Here is a 10,000-nt window from a genome sequence, read left to right as displayed (position 1 = left end):
GCTTTGGGTGTTATACCGCAGCGTCTTGCCCCGGATCACGGACTCAGTCACAAAGGCCGACTCTTGCTGGTACCTTTCAATAATTTGTAATTTTTCAGGCGCGACTATATCGGCCAAATTGACGTAATTACTCATAAGACCCCTGTGTATTGTTTTTTAATGAGCTCGGCTGCAGGCCAGTTTGAACTATCTATAGTGCGATTCACCGATCTGCTATAGGCGGTATAATAGCCCTGTTGCGTATGGTAAAGATCCGCTGAATCATCAACCCGGTAGGAGGTCGCCAGACGAAAACCTGAGCAGGAATTCAATCCGGTTTTATGAATTAAAAAAGGTGAAAAAATCACAGCGCTTTTGGCTTTTACCGCCACAGTCTGAAACAAAGTACTGTTGTACCTGGCTAAATCCAGTTCAAAGTAATGGTCTGTTGGCTGCCCTTCGATAAAGCCATTCAGGTGGCTACCTGGTATCACTTCAAGTGGGAAGTTTGTTTGACCGACATCTGTTAATGCCACCCAGAATGTCAGCGCATTTAATGAGCTGTACATAGAGCTCCAGTCCTGATGAGCGCCCTGGCCAAAATAGCCTCCGGGCACTTTGAGTTGATCGGACATCAGATGAACCACAGGGCCTGTCGGTATGGTAGGGCATTGGATCTGCATTAGTTGTAGCAGTTGGTAAAACTTTTCGCTGTTAAAGGCCTGATGTATAGCCGCTACCCTGGAAAATGCTTTGATGGTATTCAGATATCTGGTCAGGTCCTGTTTAAACAACAGCAGCAAATTTTGCTCCAGCGACTCGAGCGGCTGGCACGACAATAAGTGCAGCTGCTGGCTTACTAACTGATTAAAGCCACTCACGATACGCTGCAACTGTGTATCATCAAAAAAGTCTTCAATAATGACGTAGCCATTTTGATTGAATTCGGCTCTGATGCCGCAGAGATCTTTCATATTTCACCTTGTAATACTGCAGCGCCAAAGCCGTGTTTGCCAAAATGATTGCCGTTATACAACATAATGACGCCTTCTGAGGTTTGGGTGACATTTGGGTATGCAAGCATCTGAGAGTCCCATTGCCCCTGTTCACCCAATGTCAGGCTTTGCAATTGATCCTGACGCTGCCAATTCAAGCCATCTGCAGAACTGGCAAGTCCAATACGGTAGGACTCATGGATATTCTCTCTGTACTGACTTTTACCGCGATAGCAATACCACATTAGATAGTGGTTTTGCCGGGAAAGCACTGTCGCGCTGGCCAGTCCACCTTCTGTGGCTGCATTCAACTCTATGGCAACTTGAGCATCCCGTTGCCAGTTTACCGCATCTTGAGAGCTCGCTATTTTGATATTGTATTCTGGCTCCATCCTGCCGTTTTCGCCCTCTGTCCAGCCGGTGCAGCTCAGATAATAGGCAATGAGCTGATCTTTTATCTGCTGCACATGTACAGTGCCGGTAAAGTAAGGCTCATTTTTTAAAGGGGGAAACAGCGGTCCTTCGTAAAGGCGCTTCAGACTGCCATCTGCCAGGATCTGAGCCAACCCAATTGCGTTCTGATAGGGCACTGATACCCGCTGCATCCAGCCTATGTAAAACAAATAGCAACAGCCCTTAAAATGCAGAACACAGGCTGGCATAACGCCCGAGTCATCAAAACAGCCAGTTTTACCCAGCGTAAGAACTAACTCTGCTTCTGTAACTGGCTGCAGTGCTTTTACGTCAAACAATAATCTGCTGATATGACTGCGCCCGGCCTGATCTCTGGAGGAGAAATAGACGAAATGCAACCCCTCGGCTGCAGGAACAGGATCCATCACCGGACATTGGGCGTGGCTTTGTTGCCACCATTTGCTCTGATCCGGTTGTACGACCAAACCCCGCTTTGACCACAACACCTTAGAATCCTTTTAATTCATTACTTTTAAAAGCGGCTTTTTCTGCTCTGGCCGCTTTGTACACTGAATAGTCTTCAGTGGTTTTGTGTATTAAGGCGCCTGAACTCAGTACATTGTATTTACCAATGCTAATACCGTTATTAATAGTGGAGTTGACGCCTAAAAAACTGCCTTCACCTATGGTGACATGGCCTGAAATAACCACATGGGATGAAATAAACACATGATCTTCAATAGTGCTATGATGGCCAATATGATTGCCACTCCACAAAATTACATTGTTGCCTATTTGAGTGAAAGGTTGGATCACGTTGTTTTCGAAGATAAAACAATTTTCACCAATAGCAGTACCGTAGTAGGTCGCTTTTGGGCTGATGTAAGAATAGAAGCGATAGCCTTTTGCTTTGGCTTCATAGTATTTGCGTTTGCGGCTTTCGTTTAAAGATGAGTAACTCATTGGCACAAAAATATAATAATCTTGAGGTGGATACAGCGTTTCAAGTTCTTCAAAGGGAACTACAGGTAGTCCTTTGAACTCGTTTTGTTCTATGTAGTCTTTATCCATCGTAAAAGCGCACACTTGATCTATACCGTCAGTGCAGATGTAGAAATGTGCAAGCTCAGCAAAATCTTTTGTGCCAAATATGACTATTTTTTTCATGTTATGCTTTTGCCTCTTTATATAAATAGACAGTGTATTCATACAGGCCATACTGGTGTTTGATTTCAAAATGGCGGGACAAATGTTTTGTTAAAAAAGCTGAGAGTTCATCCATAGACACATGAAATAAATCTTCCCGTTCCCAGTCCACATTTTTACTCATCAGGTTAAAGGCTATCCCTTTATCCACAAGAGCAAAGCAGCGCTGAATTAACGCGGTAAAAAATTCCCACATGTCTTGTTGGCTTAAACTGTTTTTAACAGTAAATACACCGTTTAACACCGCATAATCAAAACGATGCGCACAGGGTTCAGCTAACAAATCTATGGTGATAAAGTCTGTGTCTGGGTATTTTTTTTTACAGGCTGCGGTCATTTTGGCTGAAATATCCAAGCCGGTATAATGACAATATTGCAACTGTCCGGTTTCCTTCAGGTAAGCATAGTAATGACCTAAACCACAACCAATATCAGCAATAGTTACAGCATTATCCTGTTTGAATAGCCCCGTCATCACCTGATACCTTAAACGCGCATCGCGTTCGTTTGGCCAGTCAACTCCTTTGCAGGAATCGCCTTCACGCTCGTAGCAGGTTTCATAGTGAGCCTGAACCTGAAGGTAGTTTTTATTGATCATGATAGGGTCCTAAAGGCAGAGAGTTCTTTTTGAATGTCTGCTTTGCTGACGCACATAGTGACGTCGATAATAGACATATGATTTAGACGTTGACCAAAAGGTTGTTGGTAATTCAGCGGCGTAGAGGTGTCAATAAATTTGAGTTGTAGCCCTTCTGCTGCAAAACTGGCTTTGTCATACAGCTGCTGTCCTCCTGGCAAGTTCAGATAGGTATCTGCATCAAGTATCTTGTTCAAATGAATAATACGGTCTTGTGCGGTGAGCTGCGGCTGTGGATCTAATACAGAACTGTGGTGGACGGATGCAGCTATCTGTAGATAGCTAAAATACGTGCCCAGACTGTGGCTAATAAAGTCAGCTAACAGCTCTCCATCAAAAGCAAAACAGCGCTCAAGCAGGCTATAGCCTTGGTCAAAATAAGGCATTTTTTTATAAGACTGCCGGGCAATATGCAGCAGGGCAGTGGCATTTTTTTTAAAGTCACAGAGTTGCAGTGTATTAATTTTTTTGTTCTGACTGGGTTTAACCAGAGGAATAGTGAACAGATATTCGCCTTGAGCTGTCACTATTCTGTTTCTGTTGATCCAGCCTTTTTTTATATAATTAACATCATCCAGCAATACAAAATGATCGGCATGCCTGGCCAGTTGAAAGTAGCCAAGATAAGGAAAAGCGTAGGGTTGCATAATAGCAATACGCATTTTTACTTAGTTCCTGGCAGCACGTTTGTGCTGGTGTTTTTTGGCACAAGCGATGATGACAGACATGATGCGCTCCAATTCAGCGTCTTCCAAATTTGGATGCAAAGGTAAACAGAGGACTCTTGACGAAATTTCTTTGGCGTTGGGCAGCAAACCAGCGTTTGCTGAAGGCAATCCTCTGTACATAGGAAACTCACTGATCAGAGGATAAAAATAGCGCCTGGCCATAATGTTTTGTTCTCTGAATTTGTTGTAAAGATCGTCCCGGCTGATGGGGTAGTCTGCTTCTACTAAAATGGGAAAGTAGGAATAGTTTGAATCGTGGTTACGATTGTCTTGCAACAAAGAAATTCCACGCACAAAACGCAAACGCTCGGTATAGAATTTGTTGACCTGTGCTCGTTTAGCTATTGCTGCATCTACATGTTTTAGCTGCAACATACCAAAAGCCGCGTTAATTTCACTCATTTTCCCGTTGATGCCTGCAGCCACAACAGTAGTTTCGTCAACGAAGCCAAAGTTTTTTAGATGATCGATATGAGCTTTGGTTTTTGCATCCTGACAAATAATGGCGCCACCCTCAAAGGTATTAAACACCTTAGTAGCATGGAAGCTCACCACAGAGATATCACCAAAAGAGCACAGACTTTTGCCGTTCACTTTGCAGCCAAAGGCGTGAGCCGCATCATAAATAACTTTCAGGTTGTAGTTTTCGGCTATTCGTTCAATTGCATCCACATCACAAGGTGTGCCATAGACATGTACAGGCATTATGGCTGTTGTTTGTGGCGTGATGGCCGCTTCTATAGCCGCAGGGTCCAAATTGCAGGTTTTAGGGTCAATATCGACAAAAATAGGCCTGATACCGTTCCATTTTAACGAGTGAGCTGTAGCTACAAAAGAATAAGGGGTAGTAATGACATCGCCAGTGATCCGCAAAGCTTGAAGCGCAGTGACTAAAGCCAAGGTTGCATTGGCAAACAGACTGATGTACTTAACCCCCAGATAGTCTGCTAAAGCTTGTTCAAGCTGCTGATGAAAAGGACCACAATTCGTCAGAATTTTGTTATCCCAAATTTGTTGCAGATAGGGGATAAACTCTTCCAGTGGTGGTAAAGCTGGCTGAGTTACATAAATTGGCTTATCCGTCATATCAGCTCCTGTCTTATTTAGTGAGCTTCAGCTCTTTTGACTTACTATATCTGTATATCGGCAGGCGATTTCAGTTTATTAGTTATGTTGCAATTTTTATCGTTGTTCAATGCGACTTCGCACCCTGGATATATTGAACTGCTCAAGAACTAGACACTCAAGCTCGGCGTCGTTTGAGTTTAAGTCGTTCTTTGTTATGCTGTCGGCATCCGCCCCATAGTTAAATGGATATAACGGCCCCCTCCTAAGGGGCAGTTACAGGTTCGATTCCTGTTGGGGCGGCCATTGCTGCTAACTATCCCACATCTTAATTTGTGTCATTCACCAGGGTTGCTGCGTCGCCTACTTGCACATTGGCCAGTAAATCCATATTGATACTTTCAGCCCAGGCATTTTTGTGGGTCAGTTCAGTGACTTTGACCTTTAGCTCGCTGACGGTCAGTTGATCCTGCAATTGACCAAAGCTATCTTTATGCTGGCGCCGGAATAAAATAGTCAGCTCGTCACCAAGTTTTAGTCCTTGTTGGCTGCCAAGGTTCAGCAACACTTTGTGCTGCTGCACCAGTGTAATGTCCGCCAATATAGTTTCGCAGCGCAGAGCCTCTTCGACATCCTGTGCCGCGGCATTTAACACCCTTTCTATAGATTTTCCGTAGCCAGTCTGCCAAAAACGCTGAGTCTTAGGGCTAATGACCGTAGTGTCACGAAACTCCCAAACCGCAGAGGTCTGGTAGGTTTGACTAAACAGCACTTTTTGTTCCTGAATATCCGAAAGTTCCAGTTGTAGCTGGTAAAAGCGTTCTCTGTCTTGATCTGACCAAAAAGTCCAGTTTGTACCAACACGTTCTCCTAAAGAGACATCACCTAAACTTGCTCTGAGCAGATAGCGGCCGCCATAGTTGCGCTGTAAGGCACCGCGGTCAGCATAATTCAGTTCTTTTTGTCGTATCGATTGAGGCAGAAGTTTGATCAGACTGGATGCTGAGGACTCTTCCAGCTTTTGAATAAAGACTTTGGTGCTGGCTTGATCCAAATCGTACAACTGACCTGTAATAGCCTGTTCTCTGTTTTCAATGAAAAAGGGGCTGATCAGTAATTCTTTTTTTAGCTGCAGATTGGCACATTGATTTTGATCAGGGTAGATATCCGCTCTGATCGTGACATTGATGTAGCCGTTTTCCTCAGTCTCAGAGACGATTTGTACATTTTGTACTTCGCCTTGAGTCTGCAGCATCATGGATTCCTGAGTCAATAAACCGTCAGTCACCTGCTGCACAGTGCGGATAGAAGCACCTGAATACAATAAGGCTTTACGCACCGCATCTTCAGTGGCTGCCGTCCTGGCTGCAGTCATATCACCAGAGCGCAGCACGGCCTGACCTGTGGCTTCATACCAATCAGCTATCGCAGTGCCTGAAAGCAGGGATAATGCCAGCATTGACCAGCTAAGCGCGGATAGACGCATAACAACCTCTCCATAAAGTAATCTGGGAGGTGAAAGCAAAAGTTATGCCTTAATTTAAATTTTTGCTAAACAAATGGAGTGTTATCAAAAAAGGCATGGATTGTGCATTGTCAGGCAGTGATTAAATGGGCCAGAGGCACGCCACTATGAAAAAACTGACACTCAGTGCGTTATTACTGATTTTGCTACCGGGCTGCAGTCTGGTAGCCGACCGCCATGTTGAATGGGAAACGGTAGAGCCACAACGTTTTCCGATACTAAAAGCTGTTGGTTATGCACCCCTCAGCCAACAGCCGGGTGCAAGTGAGCAAGAACGTATGCTAATGGCGATGAAAGCGTCCAAACTGGAGGCTTACCGTGAGCTGGCAGAGCAGGTTTATGGCCAAAGAATTGACGCCAAGGCCAATATGCAGCAAATGATGGTGGGTAACGATCAGTTAAACTCATCCGTCAGCGGTATTATTAGAGGGGCCAGAGTAGTGAAAACTTATCCTGTTGGAGATGTGTACGCTACTGAGCTTGAGCTGGATTTTAAACAAGTGTACGACCTGTATTTAAATAGCCAGCCTACCCGCCGCATTAAAAATGTGAAGTACTACTGAGGATTCAGGCCTTTATGCCCGGGCCTTTGTCAACCTGGGCTGCTTTGCCTTTGTTGGTATAAGTCAACCCGGCGCGGCCGCGGCTTTGTAACAACTCTGTTTTAAAACGCTCAATGACCAACTGACTTTGCTCAACACTTTGACTGTTCACCTGATTCTGAAACTTACATTGGGCTAATTTTTCTTCAAGTCGTTGCAACACGTCTTTGAACCAATCTTGTTGTTTGGCGCTGTTCAGATCGGGTGATGCAGTTAGCTCTTCATCTGTTTTCTGGACTAAATCCAGAATTTGAATTTTTTCGTCGGTGTTGCTTTTAAGCGCTTCAACATTGCGGCTCCGGATGGCGTCCAGTTCTTTGTGAAGCAACAAGAGCAGCCTATCCAGATGCTGCTCTTGTTCATTTAGAAGGGTGAGGATAGAAGAGTAGGCGGTACTCATTTTTTGCCGAAAAACTCACCTTCAAACTGGACTATGCGGCGCGCCAGTTGTTCTACATTGACTTTGTATTTGCCTTCAGAAATCTCTTGTTTGATCTTATCCACTTTCTCTTGATCAATACCTGAGCTTGCTTTCGCCTTTTCCTGGGCTTTGCTGAATTGCTGCGCCTGAGACGTCAGCGATACTGAATCCTGCTTTTGCGCAGCTGTACCTGTTGTACTTTGCTGCTGAACAGCCTGTTGTTGAGCAACCTGCTGCTTCTGAATGTTTTGTTGTTCAGCCTTGTCAGCTTTCACTTGCTGAGTGACAGGCTGACCTGTAGTTAAATTAATCGCCATTTTTCTACCCTCTTTATCCGGTTTCGGATCCCTTGCTTTGTATAACGGCCGCGTCCGGTAAAACTTTAGTCAGAATTTAAAATTTTATTGCAACTTTTTTTACTGCCACCACTTCCGCGACTATGGTGCGGTTGGACTGTCTATTGGTCACCTGAATTTGATCACCCAAAATACCGTCCATCTGAGCTATGCCTACAGTTCTTACTTCAAGACCGTTATTCAAACCACTAATTGTAACTATATCGCCCTTACATACAAGACAAAGATCCTGCAAAGTGACAACTTGTCCAGCCGACAGGCTTCTTTTTACTCTGGCACCGACCACCAGAGCCGGATCAGTAATTAAAGATCCCCGTGCCAGACGCAAATCGGTTTGGCCTAGTGTCAGCATATCGGCCGTGATCTGCGAACCTAAAGCTATGTTACGTAAACTATGTACAGCTTCAGTTTGCTGACTAAAACGTGCAGAGACAAAAAGGTGCCAGCTTTGCGGGCTTTGACACCGGATTTGTACCGTCGCCTGATGACTGACAGGACCTGCAAAGCTAAACTCTAACGGCAAATCACACTGCTTGTGCGCCAGACGTGGATCCAAAGTGGATAGCTGACTTTGCGCGCCTTCAGGTACTTCTTTCTGCTGTTTCAACCATTGAGCCGTTGCCGCTGTCAGTTGTTGTGGGCTAAAACTTGCCGCCTGCAGTGAAAATGCTGAACACAAAACACTGGCAGTTAAGATAAAACCCAGTGGGTATTTCAAAAATTTATCGTACATTTTCATATGGTTTCAGCTATGCTTTAACGGCAAAGGGTTATAACATACTTAAGTATGTCAATTTTCAGTCATTTTTCATCCTGAAGTGGTTAAAGCAAGAATCGTTCCCGATTTTTTAAGATCACTAATTCTTTCAGACTAGGGAGTCTCTATGGCGGGCATTCTGGATTCAGTCAATCAGCGCACTCAATTGGTTGGGCAGAACAGACTGGAGCTTTTACTTTTCCGTTTGCAGGGACGTCAGCGTTTCGGTATCAATGTCTTTAAAGTGCGTGAAGTACTGCAATGTCCACCTTTGACTGCTATCCCAAAACGTAACAAGTATGTCAGAGGTATTGCTCATATACGTGGCCAAACTATTTCTGTGATTGACTTAAGTCTGGCCACTGGCGGCGCGGCCATAGAGAACACCAAAGACTGTTTTATTATTATTGCCGAATACAATCGTTCAGTGCAGGGCTTTTTAGTTCAATCTGTTGAGCGTATTATCAATATCAACTGGGGCTCTATTATGCCGCCGCCTAAAGGTACCGGGGGCAAACAGAGTTATCTGACTGCAATTACAGAAATTGATAAAGAGCTGGTTGAAATTATTGACGTTGAAAAGATTCTCGAAGAGATTTCACCTTCTCCAACCACTATCAGTAGCAATGTGGTGACCTCGACCATCAGTGCTGACTTAGGCGACAGATTAATTCTGATTGCTGATGATTCTGCTGTTGCCAGGAACCAGGTGAAAAGGGCGCTTGAAGGCTTGGGTGTTCAGATGCATCTGGTTAATAATGGTCGCGAAGCTTTAACCTATCTGCAGGAAACCGCGGCAGTTTGCCAGAATTCAGTCACCGACAAAGTCGGTTTGTTGATTTCTGATATTGAAATGCCTGAAATGGACGGTTATACCCTGACTGCTGAAATCCGCCTTGATCCGAGGCTGAAACCACTGCATGTGATTCTGCACACTTCGTTAAGTGGCGTGTTTAATCAGCAAATGGTGCAGAAAGTAGGGGCTGATGATTTTATTGCGAAATTTAACCCGGATGAACTAGCCGAATCCGTGCGGAAATGGTTGCATACTGATTAGAGGTTTTATGTTGGTGGCAAACAAAGAGCTGCAGGAAAGTGAATATCGACTGTTTCGGGATTTCCTGGAGCAGCAGTGCGGTATTGTGCTGGGGGATAATAAACAATATTTAGTGAAAAGCCGACTAGCGCCTTTGATGCAGCGTTTTGGCCTTTCGTCTTTATCCGAGTTATTGAACAAAACCTTAAGCCCTTTTGAGCGGCAATTGCGTTCCGCTGTCATTGACGCTATGACCACCAACGAAACCTTGTGGTTTCG

Annotated in this window: 12 protein-coding genes, 1 tRNA gene and 1 pseudogene; 4 read left to right on the top strand and 10 right to left on the bottom strand. The window is 44.6% G+C overall.

Going from position 1 to position 10,000, the window contains the following annotated elements:
• Positions 1 to 131 precede the first annotated feature (131 nt).
• Genes LDL40_RS06290 through LDL40_RS06265 form a run of 6 tightly spaced genes read right to left on the bottom strand, consistent with a single transcriptional unit; the run spans position 132 to position 5,045 of the window.
• Complete coding sequence (locus LDL40_RS06290; RefSeq protein ID WP_300994336.1) at positions 132 to 953, bottom strand: phytanoyl-CoA dioxygenase family protein; 822 nt, start codon at positions 951 to 953, stop codon at positions 132 to 134.
• Positions 950 to 1,894, bottom strand: coding sequence for a hypothetical protein (locus LDL40_RS06285; protein ID WP_300994335.1), 945 nt, complete (start codon positions 1,892 to 1,894; stop codon positions 950 to 952). Before LDL40_RS06285 ends, LDL40_RS06290 begins: the two co-directional genes overlap by 4 nt.
• Position 1,895: 1 nt before the next feature.
• Entirely contained in the window at positions 1,896 to 2,555 is a 660-nt protein-coding gene (locus tag LDL40_RS06280) for an acetyltransferase (protein ID WP_300994334.1), read from the bottom strand.
• A gap of 1 nt (position 2,556) precedes the next feature.
• Entirely contained in the window at positions 2,557 to 3,192 is a 636-nt protein-coding gene (locus LDL40_RS06275) for a trans-aconitate 2-methyltransferase (RefSeq protein WP_300994333.1), read from the bottom strand.
• Positions 3,189 to 3,893, bottom strand: a complete 705-nt coding sequence (locus LDL40_RS06270) for a WbqC family protein (RefSeq protein ID WP_300994332.1) — start codon at positions 3,891 to 3,893, stop codon at positions 3,189 to 3,191. Before LDL40_RS06270 ends, LDL40_RS06275 begins: the two co-directional genes overlap by 4 nt.
• A gap of 6 nt (positions 3,894 to 3,899) precedes the next feature.
• Positions 3,900 to 5,045, bottom strand: coding sequence for a DegT/DnrJ/EryC1/StrS aminotransferase family protein (locus tag LDL40_RS06265; protein WP_300994331.1), 1,146 nt, complete (start codon positions 5,043 to 5,045; stop codon positions 3,900 to 3,902).
• Between the two features lie 210 nt (positions 5,046 to 5,255).
• Between LDL40_RS06265 and LDL40_RS06260 the strand changes: the two genes are divergently transcribed.
• Positions 5,256 to 5,330 (top strand) — tRNA-Arg (locus tag LDL40_RS06260).
• A gap of 22 nt (positions 5,331 to 5,352) precedes the next feature.
• Here the strand turns inward: LDL40_RS06260 and LDL40_RS06255 are convergent.
• Positions 5,353 to 6,510: a flagellar assembly protein T N-terminal domain-containing protein gene (locus tag LDL40_RS06255; RefSeq protein ID WP_300994330.1), complete on the bottom strand. Its 1,158-nt coding sequence runs from the start codon at positions 6,508 to 6,510 to the stop codon at positions 5,353 to 5,355.
• 146 nt (positions 6,511 to 6,656) lie between these two features.
• Between LDL40_RS06255 and LDL40_RS06250 the strand changes: the two genes are divergently transcribed.
• A complete protein-coding gene (locus tag LDL40_RS06250) occupies positions 6,657 to 7,112 on the top strand; it encodes an LPP20 family lipoprotein (RefSeq protein ID WP_300994329.1) in 456 nt (151 codons plus the stop codon).
• A gap of 4 nt (positions 7,113 to 7,116) precedes the next feature.
• On the opposite strand, the gene flgN is transcribed toward LDL40_RS06250, so the two are convergent.
• The 3 genes from flgN to flgA all read right to left on the bottom strand — a co-directional run bounded on the left by flgN (position 7,117) and on the right by flgA (position 8,661).
• Positions 7,117 to 7,551, bottom strand: a complete 435-nt coding sequence (gene flgN / locus LDL40_RS06245; RefSeq protein ID WP_300994328.1) for a flagellar export chaperone FlgN — start codon at positions 7,549 to 7,551, stop codon at positions 7,117 to 7,119.
• Entirely contained in the window at positions 7,548 to 7,889 is a 342-nt protein-coding gene (gene flgM, locus LDL40_RS06240) for a flagellar biosynthesis anti-sigma factor FlgM (RefSeq protein WP_300994327.1), read from the bottom strand. Before flgM ends, flgN begins: the two co-directional genes overlap by 4 nt.
• A gap of 76 nt (positions 7,890 to 7,965) precedes the next feature.
• Positions 7,966 to 8,661, bottom strand: coding sequence for a flagellar basal body P-ring formation chaperone FlgA (gene flgA, locus LDL40_RS06235; protein WP_300994326.1), 696 nt, complete (start codon positions 8,659 to 8,661; stop codon positions 7,966 to 7,968).
• Between the two features lie 151 nt (positions 8,662 to 8,812).
• On the opposite strand from flgA, the gene LDL40_RS06230 reads away from it, so the two are divergent.
• Together LDL40_RS06230 and LDL40_RS06225 are read left to right on the top strand one after the other, a co-directional pair.
• Positions 8,813 to 9,742, top strand: coding sequence for a chemotaxis protein CheV (locus LDL40_RS06230; protein ID WP_300994325.1), 930 nt, complete (start codon positions 8,813 to 8,815; stop codon positions 9,740 to 9,742).
• Positions 9,743 to 9,749: 7 nt separating this feature from the next.
• Positions 9,750 to 10,000: pseudogene (locus LDL40_RS06225) on the top strand (chemotaxis protein CheR); the annotation flags it as partial.

Origin of the sequence: Rheinheimera sp., assembly GCF_020217005.1 — a bacterium.
GTDB lineage: Bacteria > Pseudomonadota > Gammaproteobacteria > Enterobacterales > Alteromonadaceae > Pararheinheimera.
This window is presented reverse-complemented; position numbering and strand designations above follow the sequence as displayed.